Genomic DNA, 22,331 nt, shown 5'->3' with positions numbered 1-22,331 from the left:
ATGACCGTTCCAACCTACATCTCAGGAATCATTCTTGATTGGACAACATCTGGCGTAAACGCTTTGGGGCGCCCGCTCGCAGCACCAGCGAGGAATTACGGGTTCGGGCCCATGACTATGTCGATGGCGCACGAGAGATTTGGCACAGCCATGAATATGGCCAACTGGTGCACGCCACCCAAGGCGTGATCCGGGTGTTGACCCGCATGGGCGCCTGGACCGTCCCGCCGGCATACGGCTTTTGGATTGCGCCGGGTGTCGACCATGAATTGCACATGGTCGGTGAGGTTGCGATGCGCGCACTGTACGTGGAAAGCGATCAATTACCCACGGCGTGGCAATCCTGCCGATTGATCAGGGTAGAGCCGCTGCTGCGGGAGCTGATTCTGGGCATGCTCGCACCCGACGCCCACACTGCCCTGCTCACGCCATTGCTGCTGCACCAGTTGATATCCGCGACTCAAACCGAAGGCTGCAGCCTGCCATTGCCCCGGGACAAACGCCTGCTCAGTGTGTGTGAAATGCTTCTGGAAGACCCGGCGAACCCGGCCACCCTGGAAGACTGGAGTGAATCCATCGGCGCCAGCGTGCGCACCCTGCGCCGGCGGTTTCGGGATGAAACCGGGCTGAGCTTCAACCAATGGCGCCAGCAGCTACGGATTGCCGAAGCCGTTTGCCAGTTAGCCCAGGGCCGACCATTGGGGGCTATTGCACGGGACATGGGCTATGCCAACGGCAATGTGTTTGGTGCAATGTTCAAGCGGGTACTGGGCGAAGCCCCCAGCCGCTATTTGGGCAAGGCATAAAAAAACCTGCGGTCTTTCGACTCGCAGGCTTTTTCAACGGGCTGGCAACGATGAATCAGTAAGCCTTGCCAGTCTTGTAGAAGTGCTCGTAGCAGAAGTTGGTCGCTTCGATGTAGCCTTCAGCGCCACCGCAGTCAAAACGACGACCCTTGAACTTGTAGGCAATCACGCAACCGTCTTTTGCCTGCTTCAGCAGGGCGTCGGTGATCTGGATCTCGCCACCCTTGCCTGGCTCGGTTTCTTCGATCAGCTTGAAGATGTCAGGGGTCAGGATGTAGCGGCCGATGATCGCCAGGTTCGACGGAGCATCTTCCGGCGCTGGCTTTTCAACCATGTCGCGTACGCGGATCAGGCCATCACCGATATCGTCGCCGGCAATCACGCCGTACTTGTTGGTTTCCTGAGGATCGACCTCTTGAACCGCGACGATGGTGCAACGGTACTTCTGGTACAGCTTGACCATCTGGGTCAGGACGCCGTCGCCTTCCAGGTTTACACACAGGTCATCGGCCAGTACCACGGCGAACGGTTCGTCACCGATCAGCGGACGACCGGTCAGGATCGCGTGACCCAGGCCTTTCATTTGGGTCTGGCGGGTGTAGGAGAACGAGCACTCATCGAGCAGCTTACGGATGCCGACCAGGTATTTTTCCTTGTCGGTGCCCTTGATCTGGTTTTCCAGCTCGTAGCTGATGTCGAAGTGGTCTTCCAGGGCGCGTTTGCCACGGCCGGTCACGATCGAGATTTCGTTCAGGCCGGCATCCAGTGCTTCTTCCACGCCATACTGGATCAGTGGCTTGTTCACCACCGGCAGCATTTCTTTGGGCATGGCCTTGGTCGCTGGCAGGAAGCGAGTGCCGTAACCGGCTGCTGGGAACAAGCATTTCTTGATCATATGAGTCCTTACAAAGGGCTGTGCGTACGAAATTCGGCGCAGTCTAATCAGGCCGCAGTCACCTTACAATGGGTCCTGCTGGCGTTGCGATGTCAACATAGAGAAAAAATGTCGGCGTAAGTTCCGCCGGCATTCAATCAAGTACCTTCGCCGCTGTTAGAAATCGTCGGCTTGTGCCCGTCATTCAAAGGGCTCCAACCTTTTTAGCACGCTTTATGGCGATCGGCACTGACCTGCAACAACTTGCGCCGTCCCACGCCGTTTGGCGCTATCATTACGCCCTTGAACCAGACAACGAGATTGATAGATGTCAGAACCAAAAGGCGTGAACGGCTACCTGATCACCAAGCGAGCGGACGGCTGGCACTTGATCAACTTCCATGGCGACAGCGTTGCCGGCGCATTCGCGACCGAAGCTCAAGCCTGTGCCGTGGCCGAAGTGTTTGTGGATGAGGCCGGCCACGCGTCGAGCAAGCGTCCGAAAACCAAGTAACACCGCGGTAACGCCAATCAAGCCTCGTTTGACGGGGCTTTTTTGTGTTTGTCTGTACGTTGATGGCGGTTCGCTATAATCTCGCCTGTAACGCCCCACGACAGTGTCAGCGCTCCCCTCCAACACCCTGATGACGACTCCTACATGAACAAGATCCTGGCACTGATTGCGGTACTGGCGCTTACCGGTGGCTGCACCACCACTTCCGACACGGTCCTGAAGAACGGCGAACAAGGACTGGCCATCGACTGCTCCGGCGAAGCCAACTCCTGGGCCAGCTGTTATGAAAAGGCTGATGCGTCCTGCGCGGGCACCGGCTACCGGATTGTCGGCACCGAAGGCACACCGGCCCTGAAAGAAAGCGACAAGACCCTGGGCAAGGATGTCGGCAACTACAAGACCCGCAGCGTGACGGTGGTCTGCAAATAACTACATGTGAATTTCGGCGAACTTGATGCCCAGGCCGCGAATGGTCTCGATCAAGTCGTCCAGGCGGGAGAAGGATTCGACTTCATCCTGGTCATCCACCAGGAAGTAACTGCGACCGCCACTCTTCTTGAAGAACACGATCCACTCGCCCGTATCCGCGGGATTTTGAATCACATGGGTCGCAGAAATATGCCCCCCTGCATGCTGTTCCCTGACTTGCTCACGTTTCATGACTGAGTTTCCGAAAAGACAATGCCGCTGATTCAGCGGCATTTTTTATGGGTTATCGACAGTTTAACGGATGCCTTGCCCGATCAGTACGCCATCGACCGTCTGCCCGTAAAGATTGACGCCGTCATTGGCATGGAACTTCACCCGGGTTTTCTCCACGGAGCCGTCCACGAGGCGCGGGTCCTGAGGACGCTCGTGACGGTTGACGTAGGCTGCAACGTCCCAGGCTTGCTGGTCGGTCAGGCTGCCGCCCTGGCCCAGGGGCATGTTGTGCTTGATGAAGGACGCTGCCGTATTGATTCGATGCATCCCGGCGCCCCAGTTGTAGGAGTCTTTACCCCAGAGCGGCGGCATCACGTAGTTGTCGCCCACTTTCTGGCCCTGGCCTTCGGCGCCATGGCACACCGCGCACTGGCCCTTGTAGACCTCTGCGCCCTGGGCCAGGTCGTAACCCTTGGCGGGTGCCGGCACGTCCGGGTAGCCACGGCCCGGCAGTTCAACGCCCAAGGGAGCCTTGCTCGCCAGCCAGTAGGCATATACCGACAGCGCGGTAATCTCCGGGCTGTCTGCAGCCGGTGGCGTGCCGCCATTCATGCTGAACTGGAAACAGCCCTGCAAACGCTCGGCGAAGGTGTTGACCTTGTCGTTCTTTTTTCGATACGCCGGGTACATCGGGTAGGCACCCCACAGCGGCGCCGAATTGGCCAGGCGACCCTGGTCCAGGTGGCAATTGCTGCAATTGAGGCCATTACCGACAAATTGCGGCGCCAGGCGCTTGGTGTCGACAAACAGCGCGTAGCCCTGTTTCACCAGCTTGCCGTAGGCGTTGTCCGGCAGCTCGCTTTCTTTGGGCGGCTGGAACTGCACGGCAGCCCCATGAGCGCCGGCTGGCTGCAACTGTGACTGGTCTTCCATGGCAATAGGGGCGGCATGGACGGGTACGCCGATCAGGCTTCCCAGCAGCGGAGCAAACAAGAAGCGCTTCATGGCTTGGCCTCCTGGCCGCTCAACGAGGCAAAATAGGTGGCCACGGCCTGCACTTCTTCAGCGCTGAGGGATTTGGCGATATGGCCCATCAGATCATTCGGATCGTTATGGCGCGTGCCGCTGCGCCAGGCGTTCAACTGCGCCGCGAGGTAGGCCGCAGATTGTCCGGCCAGGGGTGGAAACCCGTCGCCGACGCCCACGCCGGCCGGGCCATGACAGCTGACACAGGCCGGAATCTGGCGCTCCCACGCACCTTGCAGGGCAATCTTTTGCGCAGCGTCAGTAGGCATCTCGCTGCGGTGCACCGGCACAGGTGCGGGCGCAGGCATTGCCGCCAGCTGCCGGGTTACAGCGCTGACTTCCTCTTCCGTCAGGGCGTTGGCCAGTGGCTGCATCACCGGGCTGTTCCGGGCGCCACTTTTAAAATCCTGCAGCTGCTTACGCAAATACCCCGCCGATAAACCGGCCAAACGCGGAAAACCCGCGGCTGCCAGCCCCAGGCCATCAGCCCCGTGGCAGGCCACGCACGGCGCAGCTCCCGGCTGCGAGCCGCCCTGCATATAAACGTTTTTCCCCTCCAGCGCGTGGGCATTGCCCAACATCAGCAACAACGCGCTACCCATCAGAACTCGTTCCATAGACATCATCACGACTCCATTTTTATAGTTATATGCTTAGGCGAATTAGGCATAAGCCTACAAATGGTAGGGCAATGGCCCGGTCGCGACAACACTCATCCGCGAGCAAAAGGACGGTGTACTGAACATCGCGCACAAAAAAGCCCGACGCTGCGGCAGCAGGGTCGGGCTTCTTGATCGGATTCGAGGTGGGCGGCTACAGACTCAGCCGGAAATGCACGCTTCCCCCGCAGCCTTCACGTCACCTGGACGAATAGGCACATTGGACATGCTCTCGTAGAGCTTGATACTGCTCCCGCTGGAGCGCTCTTCAATTTCAAAAATGGCCGACGGGTCGGCAGAAAACTTCTGCGGTACGATAACTTGAACACCATCCTTGTGAGGCTCGATCTGCGAAGGCCTGCGGGTTTTAGACAATTTCTGGACAACGCACGCCGCGTATTCCTGTGGTTTTTTCCCGGAGATCACTGCCAGAGTTGGTGGGGTCTGCTTGATATCCGCCACCGAAGCACATCCACCCAACGCCAGGGCCAGAACCAACACACTCCACTTCATATAAAAACCTCCGATAAAGACCCTACGACAGCGAAGAAGGTATTTTTCTCCCGCCCACGTAGGATTTATCCCTGATAACTCGGTAAATAACTGTTTTAAATTGTCGAAGTCGTCGACGACGGTCCGATAATAAACGTGCTGGGGCTGATAAACTCCATCTTAACCTACGTATCGTTCTGATTTTTCAGAAAAAGCCCTTCTGGAGACACCTTATGAAATTCATCCACCAGCGTGAGCACCTCAATGAAGGAGATATTGTCGTCATTGAATGCTCGCAAACCTGCAACATCCGCCTGATGAGCGATGCCAACTTTCGCAGCTTCAAGAACGGCGGCCGCCATACTTACCACGGCGGCGCGTTCGACAAGTTCCCGGCAAAAATCACTGCGCCCAGCACCGGGTTCTGGAACATCACTCTGGACGTCGTGACCCGCCGCGCCATCAGCGTGACCAAAAAGCCGACCTTGTCCCACAAGATCCGCATTGTGCGCCGCACCAATTCGAAACTGAGCTGACAGGAATGCCCGTGACTACCACCAAATATGTGATCAAGTACAAACTCAACGGTGAGCGCCGCTTCGAGTTCGCCCAACTGCAAGCAGGCAGCGTGGAGGAAGCCAAGGAAGCCCTGGCGAAAATCCACGATGCCAGCGATGAGATTACTGACATCAATGTGAGCAAGGCGCTGTAATTCGAGCGCAAGCATCGGAGTGTTCTGACGCTGACGACTTTCTAGACTGGCAGCCCTAATGCGCTGCCACAGGAACTTGTCGATGCCTTCCACTCCACTGCATGAACGCCTGGCCAAGCTGGACTGGGCCGCCATCGAGCAAGCCCTTGATGAACAGGGTAACGCGCTGATTCCGGCCCTGCTGGATCAGCAGGAATGCGCTGAACTGAGCGGCCACTACCCCCGACCCGAACTGTTTCGCTCCCATGTGATGATGGCCAGGCACGGCTTTGGCCGGGGCGAATACAAATATTTCCGCTACCCGCTGCCAGCGCCGATCTGCGCGCTGCGTGAACAGCTGTATGGGTTCCTGGCGCCCCAGGCCAATCGCTGGAACGAACAGATGAACCTGCCGATCACCTATCCGGCGCACCATGCCGACTTCATTGCCCGCTGCCACGCTGCCGGGCAGCAACGCCCTACCCCGTTATTGCTGCAATACGGCCCAGGCGACTACAACTGCCTGCATCAGGATCTGTACGGGGAACATGTGTTTCCCCTACAAGTAGCCATCCTGTTGTCGCAGCCGGGAGAGGACTTTCGTGGCGGGGAGTTGGTGCTGACGGAGCAGCGGCCAAGAATGCAATCCCGGGCTCAGGTCGTCCCTCTCAACCAGGGTGACGCGGTAATCTTCGCGGTCAATCAGCGACCCATGCCGAGTGTGAGGGGGTTTCATCGGGTGACCTTGCGCCATGGGGTCAGTGTTCTGCACAGTGGTACCCGGCATACCTTGGGAGTGATTTTTCACGATGCGCAGTAAGACCCTTCCCGGATCAACCGCCGATTTGTTCGCCGATGAGGCGCTGCAACAGCCCCCGGGGCGCGAGCAAATCGGTGAACAATCCTACGTCCTCAGAGGCTATGCCCTGCCCTGGGTCGAGCGTTTGCTACCGGAACTGCGACGGGTATTGGCTCAATCGCCCTTCCGGCAAATGGTCACGCCCGGTGGTTTTACCATGTCGGCGGCGTTAAGCAGTTGCGGTGAATTGGGCTGGACGACCGACTCCACCGGTTATCGCTACTCCCCAATTGACCCGAATAACCAACAACCCTGGCCAGCCCTGCCGGCCGCATTGCGCGAACTGGCCGTGATGGCGGCAGCAGATGCAGGTTTCGACGATTTCGAGCCGGATGCCTGCCTGATCAACCGCTATGTGCCAGGCGCGAAAATGTCCCTGCACCAGGACAAGAACGAGCGTCGCTATGCGGCCCCGGTGGTCTCCGTGTCATTGGGTTTACCGGCGATCTTCCTGTTCGGCGGCCATGAGCGCAGCGACAAGACGCAAAAAGTCTCGCTGTTCCATGGCGACGTAGTGGTATGGGGCGGCGTGGACCGCCTGCGCTTTCACGGCGTGATGCCGATCAAGCCCGGCACGCATCCGGTCATGGGGCCGCAGCGCATCAACCTGACGTTTCGCACGGCCGGATGAATTTGACCGCAAGCATCGGAGTGATGGGAATGCCCCACGGGACTAACCTGGCATTCTTCAACCAGGAGCCACCACCATGACCGCGCGCCACGCCACCGAACAAGACCCCCGCTGGGCCGCGATTGTCGCCCGTGACGCCAAGGCCGACTTGACCTTCGTCTATGGTGTGAAAACCACCGGTGTGTACTGTCGCCCCAGCAGTTCCGCACGGCGCCCGCGCCCGGAGAACGTCGAGTTCTTCGACACCCCGCAACAGGCTGAAGCGGCGGGCTACCGGCCCAACAAGCGCGCGTCGGGAGACCAGACCCAGGTGGCCGCACGCCATGCGCAACTGGTGGCAGCGGCCTGCCGGCACATCGAACAGGCCGAGACCCTGCCGCCCCTTGAGGATCTGGCCGCCCTCGCCGGCTTGAGCCCGTTCCATTTTCATCGGGTGTTCAAGGCGGTGACCGGCCTGACGCCCAAGCGCTACGGCAGTGCTCATCGCTCGCGAAAGGTACGGGACGGCCTCAAGGACCAGCACTCGGTGACCGATGCGCTGTACGACGCCGGCTTCAATTCCAACAGCCGCTTTTATGAGGCTGCCGACCAATTGCTCGGCATGAAGCCCCGCGACTACAAAGCCGGCGGCACCAACACGGATATTCGCTTTGCCGTTGGCCAATGCTCGTTGGGCGCCATTCTGGTGGCCCAGAGCAATCGCGGTGTGTGCGCGATCCTGCTGGGGGATGATCCGGACAAACTGGTGCGCGACCTGCAGGACCAGTTTCCCCGCGCCAATCTGCTGGGTGCCGATCACGACTTCGAACAATTGATCGCCCAGGTGGTGGGCTTTATCGAAGCGCCGGCCCTGGGCCTGGACCTGCCCCTGGACTTGCGCGGCACCGCGTTTCAGGAACGCGTGTGGCAAGCCTTGCGGGAAATCCCGGTGGGGTGCACCGCCAGCTACGCCGAGATCGCCCAGCGCATCGGCGCGCCGACCGCCTATCGCGCCGTGGCCCAGGCGTGTGGTGCCAACAGCCTGGCGGTGGCGATTCCCTGCCATCGCGTGGTGCGCGCCGACGGCAATCTGTCGGGCTACCGCTGGGGGGTCGAGCGCAAGCGGCAGTTGCTGGAGCGCGAAAGCCCGGCAGAATCCTGAGGACGTCTACACCAGTTTGCGCTTGCGAAACTCGGCCACCTTATGCCGATTGCCACACAGCGCCATGCTGCACCAGCGGCGCCTGTGGCCCTTGGTGCGGTCGTAGAACCACAGCACGCACTCGGGATGTTCGCAGGTGCGGATCAGGCCGAAATCCCCTTCCACCAGTAACGTCGCGGCGGCTTCGGCAATCGGCGCCAGGAACTGCTCGGCAGTCTGCACCTTGCGCTGGCGCTCCAGCCGCAACTCGCCAGGCGCCGGCCAAGCCAGTTGCGGGTGACTGACCGCCTTGCGCAGGAACGCATTCAGCGCGCCGGGATCGCCCTGCTGGCCGGCCTTGCGCTGTTCCAGTAACACGCGGACCACTTCCCGCAATCCCCGCGCCGCGCCCAGCAGTGCCCCCTCCTCAAATACCGGTACTGCGCCCTCCTCGGCCCAGCCAAGCCGCACCAGCCAGCGCTCGACATCGGCATCGCCTTGCCAGAATTCAAAGGGCACACCGTCGACATTCGCCCGGGTATTGAGCATGTCCAGCACGGGATGATCAGCCAGAACGTAGGGTTCCAACGGGGATGGGGTGATGGCGGGCATGGCAAATCCTCTTCAAGTCCGCGCCATCGTAACCGCTGATTACGCTTTTGAATAGTTACTAAATTCGTCGATCAGTAACCTATTAAATTAATTTGACAGGTTACATTTTCAAGCGCAGCCTGCAAATCCAGTAACCCACCAAATCAATTTAACCAGTTACAAAGAGGACTCCGATCATGTCGATTTCAGCCCCGGTTGTTCGCTATCAGCACGTTGATGCCGATGGTGTGCGCATTTTCTACCGTGAAGCCGGCGACCCGTCCGCGCCGGTGTTGTTGCTGTTGCATGGCTTTCCCAGTTCGTCCCATATGTACCGTGACCTGATCCCGCTGCTTGCCACCCGCTACCGGATCATCGCCCCGGACTTGCCAGGCTTCGGCTTCACTGAAGTCCCCGCCGAACGCAATTACCACTACAGCTTCGATAACCTGGCGATCACCGTTGGCCACTTCGTCGAGGCCCTGAACCTCAGTCGCTATGCCCTCTATGTGTTCGACTATGGCGCACCGGTGGGCCTGCGCCTCGCCGTGGCCCACCCGGAACGGGTCAGCGCGCTGATATCGCAAAACGGCAATGCTTACCTGGAAGGTTTGGGTGACGCCTGGGATCCGATCCGGGCCTACTGGGCCGAGCCGAGCCAGGCCAATCGCGAGGTGATCCGCAACGCGGTCATCAGCCTGGAAGGCACGCGTTATCAGTACCTGCATGGCGTGTCGCAACCGGAGCTGGTGGCGCCGGAGTCCTACATGCTCGACGTGCTCCTGATGCAGCGTCCCGGCAATGACGAGATCCAGTTGGACCTGTTCCTCGACTACCGCAACAACCTGACGCTGTACCCGGCGTTCCAGGCGTTTTTCAAGGCCACGCAAGTGCCGGCGCTGGTGATCTGGGGCCAGAACGATCCCTTCTTCATCCCGCCGGGCGCCCATGCCTACAAAGGCGACAACCCCAATGCCGTGGTGGAATTACTCGACACCGGCCACTTCGCCCTGGAAACCCACGCCGCGCACATTGCCCAGCGGATTCATGCAGTACTGGGTGACGCCATCAACTGATAACCGCCCATGAAACACTGGATTCGTCCAGTGAATAATACAGACTGGCCTGGTGCTGCCTGGCCCTGCTAAAACGACGGAACAGCATTCCACCGTTGGAGAAGCGTCCCATGAGCACCTGGCCAGACACCCGAATTCTTGACCTGCTGGGCATCGAGTTACCGATCATTCAGGCGCCCATGGCCAATGCCACGAGCACGGCCATGGTGATTGCGGCCAATCAGGCCGGCGCCCTCGGTTCGATGCCGGCGGCGGCGCTCAGCATCGAGCAACTGCGCGAAGCACTCACCACGATTCGCCAGGCCAGTTCGCGGCCGCTGAACGTAAATTTCTTCTGCCATCAGCCACCGACGCCGGATGCTCACCGCGACCTTCAGTGGAAGAACCTGCTGGAAACCTACTACCGTGAGCTGGGCGCCGATTTTGACGCGCCGACGCCCGTCTCCAACCGCGCACCGTTCAACAACGCCGCCTGTGAAGTGGTGGAAGAATTCCGCCCGGAAGTGGTGAGCTTTCACTTCGGCCTGCCGGAAAAATCCCTGCTGGACCGGGTCAAGGCCACCGGGGCGAAAGTGCTGTCGTCGGCTACCACCGTCGAAGAAGCCATCTGGCTGGAACAGCACGGATGCGATGCAATCATCGCCATGGGCAACGAAGCCGGTGGCCATCGCGGGATGTTCCTCAGCGACGACCTGAACAGCCAGATCGGCACCATGGCGCTGGTGCCACAGGTTGTCGATGCCGTGCGCGTGCCGGTGATTGCGGCCGGCGGCATCGGGGATGCCAGGGGCATTGTCGCGGCCTTCGCCCTTGGCGCGTCAGCGGTGCAGATTGGCACCGCGTACCTGTTTACCCCCGAGGCCACCGTCTCGAAGTCACACCACCACGCCTTGCGCACTGCCCAGGCCAGTGAAACCGCGCTGACCAACCTGTTCACCGGGCGCCCGGCGCGGGGCATCATCAACCGCGTAATGCGTGAGTTGGGCGCGATCAACCCCACGGCGCCGGCGTTCCCGCTGTCCGGCGGTGCGTTGATGCCGCTCAAGGCCAAGGACGAAGCCGGCTTCAGCAACTTGTGGTCGGGCCAGGCGCTGCGCCTCGGCAAAGACATCTCCAGCTATGACCTGACGCTCGAACTGGCCGCGCAAACCCTGGAAAAACTCGGCCGACGCTGAACCTGAACTCCCGGGACAACTTTGCGCTGTACCGGCAGTGGCCAACCGCTATATATTCCCATACATAGCGGTAGTCCCCCTCTGCCTAACAAGCCGCAAACCCCAAGGAGCTTCTTGATGATGATTCGCGCCTCACGCCTGGCCCCCACGGCCCTCGCCACCCTGATCGCCGCGTTTGGCTTCTCCTCGGCGAATGCCGATGAAGTACAGGTGGCCGTGGCTGCCAACTTCACCGCACCGATCCAGGCGATTGCCGCCGACTTTGAAAAAGACACCGGCCATAAACTGGTCGCTGCTTACGGCGCTACCGGCCAGTTCTACACCCAGATCAAGAACGGCGCGCCGTTTGAAGTGTTCCTCAGCGCCGACGACACCACCCCGCAGAAGCTCGAAGCCGAGGGCGACACCGTCAAGGGCTCGCGCTTCACCTACGCGGTCGGCACCCTGGCGCTATGGTCGGCCAAGGAAGGCTACGTCGATGCCAAGGGCGAAGTGCTGAAGAAAAACCAGTTCCAGCACCTGTCCATCGCCAACCCGAAAGCCGCGCCTTATGGCCTGGCCGCCACCCAGGTGCTGACGAAGGAAGGCCTGACCGAGAAGGTCAAGGACAAGCTCGTTGAGGGCCAGAACATTACCCAGGCCTATCAGTTCGTCTCCACCGGCAACGCCGAACTGGGTTTTGTAGCGCTGTCGCAGATCTACAAGGACGGCAAAGTCACCAGCGGTTCGGCCTGGATCGTGCCGTCGTCGATGCATGACCCGATCAAGCAGGACGCGGTAATCCTCAACAAGGGCAAGGACAGCGCCGCCGCCAAGGCCCTGGTTGAATACCTCAAGGGTCCGAAAGCCGCCGCGGTGATCAAGTCCTACGGTTACGAGCTGTAAATGCCGCTGTCGAGTGCCGATTTTTCCGCGATCTGGTTGACCCTGAAACTGGCATCGCTGACCACGGTCATCCTGCTGATCATCGGCACTCCGATAGCCCTCTGGCTGTCGCGCACCCGCTCGTGGTGGCGCGGCCCCATTGGCGCGGTGGTGGCCCTGCCGTTGGTGTTGCCACCCACGGTGATCGGCTTCTACCTGCTGTTGACCATGGGCCCCAACGGCTACTTCGGCCAGTTCACCCAATGGCTGGGCCTGGGCACCCTGACCTTCAGCTTCGCCGGGCTGGTGATTGGCTCGGTGATCTATTCGATGCCGTTCGTGGTGCAGCCGTTGCAAAACGCCTTCTCCGCTATTGGCACTCGCCCGCTGGAAGTGGCCGCGACCTTGCGGGCCAATCCCTGGGACACCTTTTTCACGGTGATCCTGCCCCTGGCGCGCCCGGGGTTTATCACCGCGTCGATTCTCGGTTTTGCCCACACCGTCGGCGAGTTCGGCGTGGTACTGATGATCGGCGGCAATATTCCCAATAAGACCCGGGTCGTCTCGGTGCAGATCTACGACCACGTCGAAGCCATGGAATATGCCCAGGCCCACTGGCTGGCCGGGTCCATGGTGGTGTTTTCTTTCCTGGTGTTGCTGGCGCTCTACTCCAGCCGTAAAACCAAGGCGGGCTGGAGCTGATGTCGATGATCGAGGTACGCCTGCAACTGAAGTATTCCGGGTTTGCCCTGGACGTCGACCTGCACCTGCCCGGTCGCGGGGTGACGGCGCTGTACGGCCATTCCGGCTCCGGCAAGACCACCTGCCTGCGTTGCATCGCCGGGCTGGAGCGGGCTGAAGAGGGTTTCGTGCAGATCAACGACGAGGTCTGGCAAGACAGCCGCAAAGGACTGTTCGTGCCACCCCACAAACGCGCCCTGGGCTACGTGTTTCAAGAAGCCAGCCTGTTCCCGCATTTGTCGGTGCTGGCCAACCTGGAGTTCGGCCTCAAGCGCATCCCGCGCCAGCAACGCCGGGTGGAGATGAGCCACGCCACCGAACTATTGGGCATCGGCCACCTGCTGGACCGCCATCCGCAGCACCTTTCCGGCGGTGAGCGCCAGCGCATCGGCATCGCCCGCGCCCTGCTCACCAGCCCGAGCCTGTTGCTGATGGATGAACCGTTGGCCGCGCTGGACAGCAAACGCAAAAGCGAGATCCTGCCGTATCTCGAACGCCTGCATGACGAACTGGAGATTCCGGTGCTGTACGTCAGCCATGCCCAGGACGAAGTGGCGCGCCTGGCTGATCACATCGTGTTGCTCAGTGACGGCAAGGCCCTGGCCAGCGGCCCCATCGGCGAAACCCTTGCCCGGCTTGACCTGCCCATGGCCCTGGGCGACGACGCCGGCGTGGTGATCAACGGAACGGTCTGCGCCTACGACGCGCATTACCAGTTGCTCACCCTGCAATTGCCCGCGAGCCAATTGCAGATGCGCGTGGCCCATGCACCATTGGCGCTGGGCAAACCGTTGCGTTTCAAGATCCAGGCGCGGGACGTCAGCTTGAGCCTGCAGGCCGAGGAACACAGCAGCATCCTCAATCGCCTGCCGGTGACGGTGACCCAGGAAATCCCGGCGGACAACGCAGCCCACGTGCTGGTAAGCCTGGACGCCGCCGGCACGCCGCTGCTGGCGCGCATCACCCGTTACTCGCGGGACCAGTTGCAGCTGCATCCCGGCCAGCCGCTGTGGGCGCAAATCAAGGCGGTGGCGGTACTGGCCTGACTGCCCGACAGCTGCTACGGGGGAGCAAACTTGTTGGCACGACCGCAAAACCCTGCGGTCAATCAGAAATACCTGCCAAGGAATTTGCGCCATGCCCGATCCTGCGTTGCTTGCCGACCTGCCCCGCGACCTGCATTACGTCGACGATACCCAGCCCGGGATCTCCCGGAAAAAGCTGCGGGGCAAATTCCAATACTTCAAGGCCGACGGCACACGCATAACCGATGCCGACGAAATCAAACGCATCAACGCACTGGCAGTGCCGCCGGCCTATACCGATGTGTGGATCTGCGCCGACCCGCGCGGCCATCTGCAGGCCACCGGGCGGGATGCCCGGGGGCGCAAGCAGTACCGCTACCACCCGCGCTGGCGCGAGGTGCGCGACACCGACAAATACTCCCGGCTGCAACAGTTCGGCAGCGCGCTGCCCAAGTTGCGCAAACAGTTGGAAGCACAGATCGAGGCGCCAGGGTTCAATCGGGAAAAGGTCCTGGCCACGGTGGTGCTGCTGCTCGACGCCACCCTGATCCGCGTCGGCAATACCCAATATGCCCGCGACAACCGCTCCTACGGCCTGACCACCCTGCGCACCCGCCATGTGGATATCAAGGGCAGTGAGATCCTGTTCCAGTTTCGCGGCAAGAGCGGCATCGAGCACCAGATCAGCGTCAAGGACCGGCGCCTGGCCACGGTGATCAAGCGTTGCCTGGAGTTGCCGGGGCAGAACCTGTTCCAGTACCTGGACGAGAACGGCGAGCGCCATACCGTCAGTTCCACCGATGTGAATGCCTACCTGCACACCCTGACCGGCGCGGATTTTACCGCCAAGGACTACCGCACCTGGGCCGGCAGCGCCCTGGCGCTGGCAGTGCTGCGCGAGCTTGAGTGGCAGCCGGAATCCGACGCCAAGAAACATGTGGTGGAGATGGTCAAGAACGTTGCCAAGCAACTGGGCAATACCCCGGCGGTGTGTCGCAAGTGCTACATCCACCCGGCGGTGCTGGAGCATTTCAGCCTGGGCGAACTGGCGAAACTGCCCAAGCCCCGAGTGCGCAAAGGCTTGAAAGCCGAGGAAGTCGGGCTGGCGATGTTTCTGGAGCAACTGGCCGAACGCCTGTAAGTGCGCCAAGTCATTGCAGCGGAGCACGAAGCGCCCTACGGTAGTGGCCGGATAATCTCACCGAGGAACCCGGCCCCATGCTGCCTTCATCCCTGAAGCCCTACACCAACGCCGCCTTGCTGCATCGCCACAAATGGCGCGGGCGTGTCGGGTTGCTGCTGGTGGCCAGCCTTTCCGTGCTGGCGGGCATGACCGATGCAATTGGTTTCATGGCCAGCGGGGATTTTGTGTCGTTCATGAGCGGCAACACCACGCGCCTCGCCGTGGCGATCAGCGAAGGCGACCTGGGCCTTACCGGGCGCCTGACGTTGCTGGTGGCGACGTTTATCGCCGGGAATGCGCTGGGCGTGATGGTCAGCCGCGTCAGCCGGCGCCACGCCCTGCCCTTGTTGCTGTGCATCGCCACCCTGCTGTGCGGGGCTGCGGCCTGGCCGTTTGCCGATCAATTGCCGGCGTTGCTGGCAGCGATCATCGCCATGGGCATGCTGAATGCCGCCGTCGAAGAAGTGAACGGGTTGCCCGTGGGGCTTACCTATGTCACCGGGGCGCTGTCACGCTTTGGTCGCGGACTGGGCCGCTGGATGCTCGGTGAACGCCGCAACGGCTGGCGCGTGCAACTGATCCCGTGGGCCGGGATGTTTGTGGGTGCGGTGATCGGTGCGTTGCTGGAGCACCACATGGGGATTCGTGCGCTGCTGGTCAGCGGGGTGCTGTCGGCGCTGTTGGGGCTGGTGTCGCTGAAGATTCCGCGGCGCTGGCACCTGGGGTACATGCCCCGCTAGAAAACAGTTGCCCTCCCGACGCTCCGGCCTCGACATCCCTGTACCGGTAAAGAGCAGTCACGCCGGGTGAGCGGGAAAATACTAAAACAATGCCTGCGGGACTGTCCGCAGGGCATTTCTGAACTTTTCTAACGGAATGGATTACAGGCAGGTCGCCAGTGCCGCCAGGCGGCGCTTGGCCGGATAGTCATCCTGGGCCGCGTAATAGTTGACGGAGGCGCCGGCGCCGGCACTGCGCACGTCGACAAAATAGTCACCTGCCGTGGTGTAGATGGTGAAGCCACCAGCCTGTGCAGGCTCCATGAAACCACCGGCATCCACCCCGAACACCGCTTCATCCTGCCAGCCGAACTGGATGCACTGGGCAACCACCAGCGGAGCCTTGTCCGAGGCCAGGGTTTTGTAGGGCGTGCCGGTACGCGCCTCTTTCATCTTCGAACCCGCGCAACCGGCCAGCGATGCCAGGACCAAAGCGCCAATTACCACCATCCGCATACCGAAGCTTCCTTGGAAAAAACGCGACTGTACCATTAGCAGGCGACACCGAAGGATTATTGCGTCACCCTGCCGCCTACTTACGAACCCGCTTTTACCCGGAAACCCCATGACACCCAATGCCGAGCGCTACAACCCCTCCACCGACTACGCCGACAAGCTGATCAGCCGCATCGGCCAGACGCCTTCGTGGATCGCCAAACGCATCGGCGTGACCGACAAGCGCATCCGCTACATCCTTGACGGCGAGCGCACCGTGAAGGGCGAAAGCACCCCGATCCAGATGACCTACACCGAGCAGTTTGCCCTGGAATGCCTGGCGGCCGAGGCGAAAGCCAACAAGAAAGCCGCCGCCCCGGTTATCGAATAGCTGACAGATTCATGAACTTTGTTTCACTGTGAAGGAAGACCTCGCCGCCTATAGTCGGCAGGCTCATTTTTAAGAAGTCTCCCTTCCAGCCTGCCCTCCCGCAGGCTTTTTTTTGCCTTGGTTTTGCTCCCCCCGTAGCAGGAATTTGTTGGTCAGAGCAGCCAGCGGAACAGATAGAACAGCGCCATGCTCAGCAACACGGTGATCAGCACGCTACGGGTCCAGAACATCAACGCCACGGCGCTGATTCCGGCCAGCAGGTAGGGGTTGCCTACACTCAGGTTGAGCTTGTGATCAGCCAGGAAAATGATCGGGCCGCAGATGGCGGTGAGCATCCCCGGTACGGCAAACCCGAGAAACTCCCGCGCCCCGCGATTGAGGCGCACCGGCAGGCGCGGCTCGAGAAACAGGTAGCGGTTGAGAAACACGATCAGGCCCATGCCAAAAATCATCACGAAGATCATTGCTGCCCTACTCCCAGCCGCTTGCAGGCAAACCCTGCGCTCATCCCCAACACACCGGACACCACCACCGCCGATTCCCAGTGCAGGTAGCTCAGCCAAACCGAGCACAGCAACGACACGGCTACGCAGACGATGGTCGGCACGTCGCGCACTACCGGGGTGATCAGGGCGATAAAGGTCGCTGCGATCGAGAATTCCAGGCCCAGTTGATCCAGCCCGGGAATGCTTTTGCCGAGCACGATGCCGGCGAAGGTAAAAACGTTCCAGATGATATAGAACGTCAGGCCGACGCCTAGGGCGTACCAGCGATTGAAGGTCTGGCGGTCGTACTGGCTGACCAGGGCGAAGAATTCGTCGGTCAGCAAAAAGCCCAGGCTCATGCGCCACCGTGGCTTGAGCGGCGACAGCGTGGGACGCATGTGCATGCCGTAGAGCAAATGCTGGGAGGTCAGCAGCAAGGTGGTCAGCAGGATCGAAATCAGGCTGGCGCCGCTCTTGACCATGCCGATGGCCACCAATTGTGCGGCACCGGCAAACACGATGGTCGACAGCCCCTGGGCTTCCAGTGGCGTGAATTGGGCATCAATTGCAGTCGAACCGGCCAGCAATCCCCACGGCGCACACGCCAGGGACAATGGAATGATCGCAATCGCGCCACGGGAAAAGGCATTCAGAGGCAGAGCGTTAGGCATACACAACAAGCTCATCGACAGTCAGTCGACAAGCATGCCAGCGGTATCAGGGATTGTCTTGAACGATCGTGCTCAAGCCAGTTTGACCGACACCCGCTCCACCGCGTCCCGGGCTTCGCGCAGTTCGTGGGCGTCCTGGTTGAGCCGGTGGATGGTATTGAGCAGGCGCTGGCGCAGCACTTCATCGCTGAGCTTTTCGACGGCGCGCATCAGGTCAAACGCCGCGGTTTCGTTATTGTCCGCGACGGAATCCAGGGTCTTGCGCAGGTTGCGAGTGGCACGGGTCACACGTTTTCTTCCTTCATCACCAATGGGCAGGCACTTTAGGACATTTGTGTTTCAGTTTAATTTCAACCACTTGTCATCGATTGTCGGGCACTTGACGCAGGTCAATCGAAACAAGGTTTGACTAATACATATGGAAATCCGTATATTCGTATTTCCATATGTATCAAGGCACTGACCATGTCAGATCTTTTCTCCCCGCCCAACGTCTTCAAATGCCTGGCCGACGCCACCCGCGCCAGGCTGACGTTGTTGATCCTGCGTGAAGGCGAACTTTGCGTGTGCGAATTGATCCATGCTCTGGACGACAGCCAGCCGAAAATCTCCCGCCACCTGGCGCAACTGCGCAGTTGCGGGTTGCTGCTGGACCGTCGCCAGGGCCAGTGGATTTATTACCGCCTCAACCCGGCCTTGCCGGAGTGGGTGACGGCAGTGCTCGACACCACCCTGCAAGCCAACCAAGCCTGGTTAAAAACAGACGCCCAGCGTCTGGAAACCATGGGTGACCGACCACAACGGGCCAGCGCCTGCTGCTGATCCTGCGGAGAGCTTTTCATGCTTGTAGCCGTTGCTATCTTTCTGCTCACCATCATTTTGGTCATCTGGCAGCCCAAGGGCCTGGGCGTCGGCTGGAGCGCCACGATGGGTGCGATCCTGGCCCTGGCCTGTGGGGTTATCAGCCTGGCCGACATCCCGGTGGTGTGGCACATCATCTGGAACGCAACCGGGACCTTTGTCGCGCTGATCGTCATCAGCCTGCTGCTGGATGAAGCGGGCTTCTTCGCCTGGGCTGCCTTGCATGTGGCGCGCTGGGGCCGTGGGCGCGGTCGGCGACTGTTCGCGTACATGGTGCTGCTGGGCGCGCTGGTATCGGCTTTGTTCGCCAACGACGGCGCGGCGCTGATCCTCACGCCCATCGTGATATCGATGCTGTTGGCGTTGCGCTTTTCCCCGGCAGCCACCCTGGCGTTCGTCATGGGCGCCGGGTTTATCGCCGACACCGCGAGCCTGCCGCTGGTGGTCTCCAACCTGGTGAACATCGTCTCGGCCGACTATTTCAAGATCGGCTTCAACGAATACGCCGCAGTGATGGTGCCGGTGAACCTGGTGAGCGTCGCCGCGACCCTCGCCGTATTGCTGTGGTTTTTCCGCCGGGACATTCCGCAAACCTACGACCCGGCCGACCTCGACGACCCTGCCAGCGCGATCCACGACCGCGCCACCTTCCGCGCCGGCTGGTGGGTGCTGGGCATCCTGCTGGTGGGCTGCTTTGCCCTGGAACCGCTGGGCATTCCCATCAGTGCAATTTCTGCCGCCTGCGCCATATTACTGCTGGTGATCGCCGCCAAGGGCCACAAAATCTCCACCCGCAAGGTGCTGAAGGAAGCGCCCTGGCAGATCGTGATTTTCTCCCTGGGCATGTACCTGGTGGTCTACGGCCTGCGTAACGCCGGGCTGACCGACTACCTCGCGACCTGGCTCGACACCTTCGCAAGCTATGGCGTATGGGGCGCGGCCTTGGGCACCGGTGTACTCACCGCGCTGCTGTCTTCGGCGATGAACAACCTGCCAACCGTGCTGATCGGCGCGCTCTCCATCGAGGCCAGCCACGCCGTGGGCGTGGTCAAGGACGCGATGATCTACGCCAACGTGATCGGCAGCGACCTCGGCCCCAAAATCACCCCTATCGGCAGCCTGGCGACCTTGCTCTGGCTGCACATCCTGGCACGCAAAGGCATCACCATCACCTGGGGTTACTACTTCAAGGTCGGGATCGTGCTGACCCTGCCGGTACTGTTGATCACCCTCGCCGCCCTGGCCTTGCGCCTGAGTTTCTGACGGAGTTCGCTTGATGAAAGTCCTGTTCATGTGCACCGCCAACAGCTGCCGCAGCATTCTTTCGGAAGCCTTGTTCAACCATCTGGCGCCGGACGGTTTCCAGGCCATCAGCTCCGGGAGTTTCCCCAAGGGCCAGGTGCTGCCACGCAGCCTGACCACGCTGAAGGCCGCCGGCATCAGCACGGAAGGCTTGTACAGCAAGGGCAACGACGCCTTTGAAGGCAGCCCGCCGGACATCGTCGTTACCGTGTGCGACAAAGCTGCTGGAGAAGCTTGCCCAGTGTATTTCGGCCCGGCCATGAAGGCACATTGGGGGTTGGAGGACCCGTCGGATGTTCAAGGCGATGAAGCCCAGGTCGACGCCGCGTTCCGCGCCACCCTGGAAATCATTGAACGACGCTGCCGGGCTTTTTTCGAGATTCCGTTCGCCAGCCTCAGCCCCATCGAAATCAAGGCCAAGCTTGATCGCATCGCCACGCTGTAACCGAAGAGCCGGGCGAGTAGTCGATCTGAAGCCCTTTTCCGGCGTATGCTCGCGGGCAACGGTCACAGCGAGCCCCCTCAATGAGTTCCATGCAGCACGCCTGGCTGGGCAACTACGAAGTCAGCAGCACCGCCTGCACCGGCCTGACATTTGCCCGCCACAGCCATGATGAATGCGTGATCGGCGTCAACCTGCTCGGCGAGGAACAGGTGTGGCTGGATCGTCGCACCTTCGAGGCCGGCCCCGGCAGCATCACCCTGTACAACCCGGGGCAGATTCAAGGCGGCGGCGCGGCCGAAGGGCAGCCGTGGCGGTTTGTCAGCTTGTATGCGACTGCCGAGCAATTGGCGGCTGATCTGGGTCTGGCGCACCTGGAGTTCGACCGTTCGCTGTGCTTCCAGCCGGCGTTGGCGATGAAACTCGCCGGGGCGATTGAAGGCGCGTTGAGTGTCGATCCGCTGGCCCGTGAGCTGAGTGAGGAAGCCCTGGTGGTGCTGCTCGGCGAAGTCGTCGGTTGCAGCGGCGTCCGCTTGCCTGGCAGCACTGCGGTGGGACGCGGGTTGGTGATCAAGGCCCAGGAATTGCTGGCTGAAAACCTGCACCAGGCGGTGGCACTCGAGACCCTTGGTGACGAGTTGGGCCTGTCGAAATTCCATCTGCTGCGGGCTTTTCAGAAAGAAACCGGGCTGAGTCCACGCCAGTGGGCGATGCAACTGCGTACCCGGCGCGCCAAGGGGCTGTTGCGCTCAGGCGTTGCGGCGTCGCAGGTTGCCCATGCCTTGGGGTTTGCTGACCAGAGCCATCTGAATCGGCATTTCCGGGCGGCCTACGGGATCACACCGGGGCGCTATCAACGCGTGCTCAAGGGCTGAAAAGCGCAATCTGGTTCAAGACGACTTACACACCCTTCCCTAAAATGCCGGCCATCACTTGAAGGAAGGCAGGCATGTTGACGATCTTTTTTTCGGCGCTGGTGTTCGGTTTTGTGTTTTGCCTGTCGCCGGGGGCGGTGCTGGCGGAGACGCTGCGCCGTGGGCTGCTGCATGGGTTTACCCCTGCGCTGTTGGTGCAGATCGGTTCGCTGGTGGGCGATGCCGTGTGGGCGGTGATCGGGCTTACGGGCATGGCGTTGTTGATCCAGCATGAGTCGGTGCGGGTGCCGCTGACGGCCGTTTGTGGGCTGTATCTGGCCTGGCTCGGGATTCGCAGCCTGATGGATGCCTGGCGCTTGCCAGAGGCCGGGAGTGCGCCGGCCAGGTCCGGGCAGAATGCGCTGGTGGTGGGGGCGGCGATTTCCCTGGCCAATCCGAAGAACATTGTCTATTGGGGGGCGCTGGGGAGTGCGTTATCGGGGATAGTCGGGGCGGCGCCTAGCCATGGGCAGACGTTGATGTTTTTTGCGGGGTTTATGCTGGCTTCGGTGTTGTCGTGTTTTTTGATTGCGGGGTTGGTCAATTTGCTGCGGCGGAATGCTTCGCCCATGTGGCAGAGGGTTAGCTATGGGGCCTGTGGGGTGGTGCTGCTGTATCTGGCGATGTTGGCGTTGCGGGGGATTTGAGGGGGCATATCCGTTATTTGGGTAACGGCGGCCTATGGTTCCGCTCTTACAGCGGCTCACTTTGGAAAAGCCGGAATGCCGGCCCAGCCCAAAGTAGGCAAAGGGCTCCGCAATACCTGCGTTCGGCCTCGGGCTTATTGGGGCAGTCAGATCAAGATCAAAAGCAAGAGCACGGCGGCCTGAAAGCCGACCTGAGTGTTAAAAGCAAAAGSMAAGACCAGAGCGAAAACAGATCTGCTTTTCTGTGGGAGCGGGCTTGCTCGCGAAAAACCTGAGRGCGCCGCGTTCATCCAGAATGCCCRCGTCATCGTTAACGACCTTCGCGAGCAAGCCCGCTCCCACATTTGGACCGTGCCCGCTTTAGCTTTTGATTTTGTTCTTCAACACTCAAGCCGGCCGGTAGGCCGCTGTGCTCTTGCTGTTGATCTTGATTTT

Annotated in this window: 31 protein-coding genes; 21 read left to right on the top strand and 10 right to left on the bottom strand. The window is 60.8% G+C overall.

What is annotated here, in order from left to right; all coding sequences use genetic code 11:
* Positions 1-38 precede the first annotated feature (38 nt).
* On the top strand, positions 39-806 hold the full coding sequence (locus tag A462_RS25190; RefSeq protein ID WP_008432512.1) for an AraC family transcriptional regulator: 768 nt from the start codon (positions 39-41) through the stop codon (positions 804-806).
* 55 nt (positions 807-861) lie between these two features.
* On the opposite strand, the gene galU is transcribed toward A462_RS25190, so the two are convergent.
* Positions 862-1,701 (bottom strand): UTP--glucose-1-phosphate uridylyltransferase GalU, encoded by an 840-nt coding sequence (galU, locus tag A462_RS25195; RefSeq protein WP_003212579.1) that lies wholly within the window; start codon positions 1,699-1,701, stop codon positions 862-864.
* Between the two features lie 307 nt (positions 1,702-2,008).
* Here galU and A462_RS25200 point away from each other — a divergent pair, with 307 nt between their 5' ends.
* Positions 2,009-2,194, top strand: coding sequence for a hypothetical protein (locus tag A462_RS25200; RefSeq protein WP_003212580.1), 186 nt, complete (start codon positions 2,009-2,011; stop codon positions 2,192-2,194).
* A gap of 144 nt (positions 2,195-2,338) precedes the next feature.
* The gene (locus A462_RS25205; protein WP_003212581.1) at positions 2,339-2,623 is read left to right on the top strand and encodes a hypothetical protein; all 285 of its coding nucleotides are present in this window, start codon (positions 2,339-2,341) and stop codon (positions 2,621-2,623) included.
* On the opposite strand, the gene A462_RS25210 is transcribed toward A462_RS25205, so the two are convergent.
* The 4 genes from A462_RS25210 to A462_RS25225 all read right to left on the bottom strand — a co-directional run bounded on the left by A462_RS25210 (position 2,624) and on the right by A462_RS25225 (position 5,034).
* Positions 2,624-2,854 (bottom strand): hypothetical protein, encoded by a 231-nt coding sequence (locus tag A462_RS25210; RefSeq protein ID WP_003212582.1) that lies wholly within the window; start codon positions 2,852-2,854, stop codon positions 2,624-2,626.
* A gap of 63 nt (positions 2,855-2,917) precedes the next feature.
* The gene (locus tag A462_RS25215) at positions 2,918-3,841 is read right to left on the bottom strand and encodes a c-type cytochrome (protein ID WP_003212583.1); all 924 of its coding nucleotides are present in this window, start codon (positions 3,839-3,841) and stop codon (positions 2,918-2,920) included.
* Positions 3,838-4,464 carry a c-type cytochrome gene (locus tag A462_RS25220; protein ID WP_008432508.1) on the bottom strand — a complete coding sequence of 209 codons (627 nt, stop codon included), beginning with the start codon at positions 4,462-4,464 and terminating at the stop codon, positions 3,838-3,840. The genes A462_RS25215 and A462_RS25220 overlap by 4 nt, the downstream gene beginning before the upstream one ends.
* Positions 4,465-4,683: 219 nt before the next feature.
* A complete protein-coding gene (locus tag A462_RS25225; RefSeq protein WP_003212585.1) occupies positions 4,684-5,034 on the bottom strand; it encodes a hypothetical protein in 351 nt (116 codons plus the stop codon).
* Between the two features lie 212 nt (positions 5,035-5,246).
* On the opposite strand from A462_RS25225, the gene A462_RS25230 reads away from it, so the two are divergent.
* From A462_RS25230 to ada, 5 genes are all read left to right on the top strand, one after another.
* On the top strand, positions 5,247-5,549 hold the full coding sequence (locus A462_RS25230; protein ID WP_003212586.1) for a DUF1883 domain-containing protein: 303 nt from the start codon (positions 5,247-5,249) through the stop codon (positions 5,547-5,549).
* An 11-nt stretch (positions 5,550-5,560) separates the two neighbouring features.
* Complete coding sequence (locus tag A462_RS34580; RefSeq protein WP_166742130.1) at positions 5,561-5,725, top strand: hypothetical protein; 165 nt, start codon at positions 5,561-5,563, stop codon at positions 5,723-5,725.
* Positions 5,726-5,807: 82 nt separating this feature from the next.
* A complete protein-coding gene (locus A462_RS25235) occupies positions 5,808-6,524 on the top strand; it encodes a 2OG-Fe(II) oxygenase (protein WP_008432503.1) in 717 nt (238 codons plus the stop codon).
* A complete protein-coding gene (gene alkB / locus A462_RS25240) occupies positions 6,514-7,194 on the top strand; it encodes a DNA oxidative demethylase AlkB (RefSeq protein WP_008432502.1) in 681 nt (226 codons plus the stop codon). The genes A462_RS25235 and alkB overlap by 11 nt, the downstream gene beginning before the upstream one ends.
* A gap of 76 nt (positions 7,195-7,270) precedes the next feature.
* Entirely contained in the window at positions 7,271-8,335 is a 1,065-nt protein-coding gene (ada, locus tag A462_RS25245; protein ID WP_008432501.1) for a bifunctional DNA-binding transcriptional regulator/O6-methylguanine-DNA methyltransferase Ada, read from the top strand.
* Between the two features lie 6 nt (positions 8,336-8,341).
* On the opposite strand, the gene A462_RS25250 is transcribed toward ada, so the two are convergent.
* Positions 8,342-8,926: a CGNR zinc finger domain-containing protein gene (locus A462_RS25250; RefSeq protein WP_008432500.1), complete on the bottom strand. Its 585-nt coding sequence runs from the start codon at positions 8,924-8,926 to the stop codon at positions 8,342-8,344.
* A gap of 176 nt (positions 8,927-9,102) precedes the next feature.
* Here A462_RS25250 and A462_RS25255 point away from each other — a divergent pair, with 176 nt between their 5' ends.
* From A462_RS25255 to A462_RS25285, 7 genes are all read left to right on the top strand, one after another.
* On the top strand, positions 9,103-9,981 hold the full coding sequence (locus A462_RS25255; RefSeq protein WP_008432499.1) for an alpha/beta fold hydrolase: 879 nt from the start codon (positions 9,103-9,105) through the stop codon (positions 9,979-9,981).
* A 110-nt stretch (positions 9,982-10,091) separates the two neighbouring features.
* Positions 10,092-11,156, top strand: coding sequence for an NAD(P)H-dependent flavin oxidoreductase (locus A462_RS25260; protein WP_008432497.1), 1,065 nt, complete (start codon positions 10,092-10,094; stop codon positions 11,154-11,156).
* Positions 11,157-11,273: 117 nt separating this feature from the next.
* Complete coding sequence (gene modA / locus A462_RS25265) at positions 11,274-12,041, top strand: molybdate ABC transporter substrate-binding protein (protein WP_008432495.1); 768 nt, start codon at positions 11,274-11,276, stop codon at positions 12,039-12,041.
* Positions 12,042-12,722 (top strand): molybdate ABC transporter permease subunit, encoded by a 681-nt coding sequence (modB, locus tag A462_RS25270; RefSeq protein WP_003212595.1) that lies wholly within the window; start codon positions 12,042-12,044, stop codon positions 12,720-12,722.
* Positions 12,722-13,807, top strand: coding sequence for a molybdenum ABC transporter ATP-binding protein (gene modC / locus A462_RS25275; protein WP_008432492.1), 1,086 nt, complete (start codon positions 12,722-12,724; stop codon positions 13,805-13,807). The genes modB and modC overlap by 1 nt, the downstream gene beginning before the upstream one ends.
* A gap of 91 nt (positions 13,808-13,898) precedes the next feature.
* Positions 13,899-14,927, top strand: a complete 1,029-nt coding sequence (locus A462_RS25280; RefSeq protein WP_008432490.1) for a DNA topoisomerase IB — start codon at positions 13,899-13,901, stop codon at positions 14,925-14,927.
* 77 nt (positions 14,928-15,004) lie between these two features.
* On the top strand, positions 15,005-15,709 hold the full coding sequence (locus tag A462_RS25285) for a YoaK family protein (RefSeq protein WP_003212598.1): 705 nt from the start codon (positions 15,005-15,007) through the stop codon (positions 15,707-15,709).
* Between the two features lie 141 nt (positions 15,710-15,850).
* Here the strand turns inward: A462_RS25285 and A462_RS25290 are convergent, their stop codons facing one another.
* The gene (locus A462_RS25290) at positions 15,851-16,204 is read right to left on the bottom strand and encodes a hypothetical protein (protein ID WP_003212599.1); all 354 of its coding nucleotides are present in this window, start codon (positions 16,202-16,204) and stop codon (positions 15,851-15,853) included.
* 109 nt (positions 16,205-16,313) lie between these two features.
* On the opposite strand from A462_RS25290, the gene A462_RS25295 reads away from it, so the two are divergent.
* Positions 16,314-16,574, top strand: coding sequence for a hypothetical protein (locus A462_RS25295; protein WP_003212600.1), 261 nt, complete (start codon positions 16,314-16,316; stop codon positions 16,572-16,574).
* A gap of 152 nt (positions 16,575-16,726) precedes the next feature.
* Here A462_RS25295 and A462_RS25300 read toward each other — a convergent pair whose 3' ends face one another.
* From A462_RS25300 to A462_RS25310, 3 genes are all read right to left on the bottom strand, one after another.
* The gene (locus A462_RS25300) at positions 16,727-17,038 is read right to left on the bottom strand and encodes an AzlD domain-containing protein (RefSeq protein WP_008432487.1); all 312 of its coding nucleotides are present in this window, start codon (positions 17,036-17,038) and stop codon (positions 16,727-16,729) included.
* Positions 17,035-17,730 (bottom strand): AzlC family ABC transporter permease, encoded by a 696-nt coding sequence (locus A462_RS25305; RefSeq protein ID WP_003212602.1) that lies wholly within the window; start codon positions 17,728-17,730, stop codon positions 17,035-17,037. Before A462_RS25305 ends, A462_RS25300 begins: the two co-directional genes overlap by 4 nt.
* Before the next feature lie 72 nt (positions 17,731-17,802).
* A complete protein-coding gene (locus tag A462_RS25310; RefSeq protein WP_003212603.1) occupies positions 17,803-18,018 on the bottom strand; it encodes a hypothetical protein in 216 nt (71 codons plus the stop codon).
* Between the two features lie 177 nt (positions 18,019-18,195).
* Between A462_RS25310 and A462_RS25315 the strand changes: the two genes are divergently transcribed.
* The 5 genes from A462_RS25315 to A462_RS25335 all read left to right on the top strand — a co-directional run bounded on the left by A462_RS25315 (position 18,196) and on the right by A462_RS25335 (position 21,896).
* Positions 18,196-18,552, top strand: a complete 357-nt coding sequence (locus tag A462_RS25315; RefSeq protein ID WP_003212604.1) for a metalloregulator ArsR/SmtB family transcription factor — start codon at positions 18,196-18,198, stop codon at positions 18,550-18,552.
* 18 nt (positions 18,553-18,570) lie between these two features.
* Entirely contained in the window at positions 18,571-19,854 is a 1,284-nt protein-coding gene (locus A462_RS25320) for an arsenic transporter (RefSeq protein WP_008432483.1), read from the top strand.
* 13 nt (positions 19,855-19,867) lie between these two features.
* Positions 19,868-20,338 carry an arsenate reductase ArsC gene (locus A462_RS25325; protein WP_008432481.1) on the top strand — a complete coding sequence of 157 codons (471 nt, stop codon included), beginning with the start codon at positions 19,868-19,870 and terminating at the stop codon, positions 20,336-20,338.
* Between the two features lie 80 nt (positions 20,339-20,418).
* Positions 20,419-21,210: an AraC family transcriptional regulator gene (locus tag A462_RS25330; RefSeq protein ID WP_023658815.1), complete on the top strand. Its 792-nt coding sequence runs from the start codon at positions 20,419-20,421 to the stop codon at positions 21,208-21,210.
* Between the two features lie 74 nt (positions 21,211-21,284).
* Positions 21,285-21,896: a LysE family transporter gene (locus A462_RS25335; protein ID WP_008432477.1), complete on the top strand. Its 612-nt coding sequence runs from the start codon at positions 21,285-21,287 to the stop codon at positions 21,894-21,896.
* Positions 21,897-22,331 lie beyond the last annotated feature (435 nt).

The sequence above is a fragment of the Pseudomonas sp. Ag1 genome (assembly GCF_000278565.1).
GTDB lineage: Bacteria > Pseudomonadota > Gammaproteobacteria > Pseudomonadales > Pseudomonadaceae > Aquipseudomonas.
The sequence above is the reverse complement of the archived record's forward strand: the minus strand, read 5'-3'. Positions and strand labels throughout refer to the sequence as shown.

Excerpts from the sequence above, each read along its gene's own strand:
- A462_RS25295 (WP_003212600.1), top strand. The coding sequence starts at position 16,314 with ATGACACCCAATGCCGAGCGCTACAACCCCTCCACCGACTACGCCGAC.
- alkB (WP_008432502.1), top strand. The coding sequence starts at position 6,514 with ATGCGCAGTAAGACCCTTCCCGGATCAACCGCCGATTTGTTCGCCGAT.
- A462_RS25305 (WP_003212602.1), bottom strand. The coding sequence starts at position 17,730 with ATGCCTAACGCTCTGCCTCTGAATGCCTTTTCCCGTGGCGCGATTGCG.
- A462_RS25285 (WP_003212598.1), top strand. The coding sequence starts at position 15,005 with ATGCTGCCTTCATCCCTGAAGCCCTACACCAACGCCGCCTTGCTGCAT.
- A462_RS25255 (WP_008432499.1), top strand. The coding sequence starts at position 9,103 with ATGTCGATTTCAGCCCCGGTTGTTCGCTATCAGCACGTTGATGCCGAT.
- A462_RS25315 (WP_003212604.1), top strand. The coding sequence starts at position 18,196 with ATGTCAGATCTTTTCTCCCCGCCCAACGTCTTCAAATGCCTGGCCGAC.
- A462_RS25250 (WP_008432500.1), bottom strand. The coding sequence starts at position 8,926 with ATGCCCGCCATCACCCCATCCCCGTTGGAACCCTACGTTCTGGCTGAT.
- A462_RS25220 (WP_008432508.1), bottom strand. The coding sequence starts at position 4,464 with ATGGGTAGCGCGTTGTTGCTGATGTTGGGCAATGCCCACGCGCTGGAG.
- A462_RS25325 (WP_008432481.1), top strand. The coding sequence starts at position 19,868 with ATGAAAGTCCTGTTCATGTGCACCGCCAACAGCTGCCGCAGCATTCTT.
- A462_RS25225 (WP_003212585.1), bottom strand. The coding sequence starts at position 5,034 with ATGAAGTGGAGTGTGTTGGTTCTGGCCCTGGCGTTGGGTGGATGTGCT.
- galU (WP_003212579.1), bottom strand. The coding sequence starts at position 1,701 with ATGATCAAGAAATGCTTGTTCCCAGCAGCCGGTTACGGCACTCGCTTC.
- modB (WP_003212595.1), top strand. The coding sequence starts at position 12,042 with ATGCCGCTGTCGAGTGCCGATTTTTCCGCGATCTGGTTGACCCTGAAA.
- modC (WP_008432492.1), top strand. The coding sequence starts at position 12,722 with ATGTCGATGATCGAGGTACGCCTGCAACTGAAGTATTCCGGGTTTGCC.
- A462_RS25215 (WP_003212583.1), bottom strand. The coding sequence starts at position 3,841 with ATGAAGCGCTTCTTGTTTGCTCCGCTGCTGGGAAGCCTGATCGGCGTA.
- A462_RS25260 (WP_008432497.1), top strand. The coding sequence starts at position 10,092 with ATGAGCACCTGGCCAGACACCCGAATTCTTGACCTGCTGGGCATCGAG.
- A462_RS25235 (WP_008432503.1), top strand. The coding sequence starts at position 5,808 with ATGCCTTCCACTCCACTGCATGAACGCCTGGCCAAGCTGGACTGGGCC.
- A462_RS25290 (WP_003212599.1), bottom strand. The coding sequence starts at position 16,204 with ATGCGGATGGTGGTAATTGGCGCTTTGGTCCTGGCATCGCTGGCCGGT.
- A462_RS25300 (WP_008432487.1), bottom strand. The coding sequence starts at position 17,038 with ATGATCTTCGTGATGATTTTTGGCATGGGCCTGATCGTGTTTCTCAAC.
- A462_RS25320 (WP_008432483.1), top strand. The coding sequence starts at position 18,571 with ATGCTTGTAGCCGTTGCTATCTTTCTGCTCACCATCATTTTGGTCATC.
- A462_RS25205 (WP_003212581.1), top strand. The coding sequence starts at position 2,339 with ATGAACAAGATCCTGGCACTGATTGCGGTACTGGCGCTTACCGGTGGC.
- ada (WP_008432501.1), top strand. The coding sequence starts at position 7,271 with ATGACCGCGCGCCACGCCACCGAACAAGACCCCCGCTGGGCCGCGATT.
- modA (WP_008432495.1), top strand. The coding sequence starts at position 11,274 with ATGATGATTCGCGCCTCACGCCTGGCCCCCACGGCCCTCGCCACCCTG.
- A462_RS25330 (WP_023658815.1), top strand. The coding sequence starts at position 20,419 with ATGAGTTCCATGCAGCACGCCTGGCTGGGCAACTACGAAGTCAGCAGC.
- A462_RS25280 (WP_008432490.1), top strand. The coding sequence starts at position 13,899 with ATGCCCGATCCTGCGTTGCTTGCCGACCTGCCCCGCGACCTGCATTAC.
- A462_RS25210 (WP_003212582.1), bottom strand. The coding sequence starts at position 2,854 with ATGAAACGTGAGCAAGTCAGGGAACAGCATGCAGGGGGGCATATTTCT.
- A462_RS25200 (WP_003212580.1), top strand. The coding sequence starts at position 2,009 with ATGTCAGAACCAAAAGGCGTGAACGGCTACCTGATCACCAAGCGAGCG.
- A462_RS25335 (WP_008432477.1), top strand. The coding sequence starts at position 21,285 with ATGTTGACGATCTTTTTTTCGGCGCTGGTGTTCGGTTTTGTGTTTTGC.
- A462_RS25230 (WP_003212586.1), top strand. The coding sequence starts at position 5,247 with ATGAAATTCATCCACCAGCGTGAGCACCTCAATGAAGGAGATATTGTC.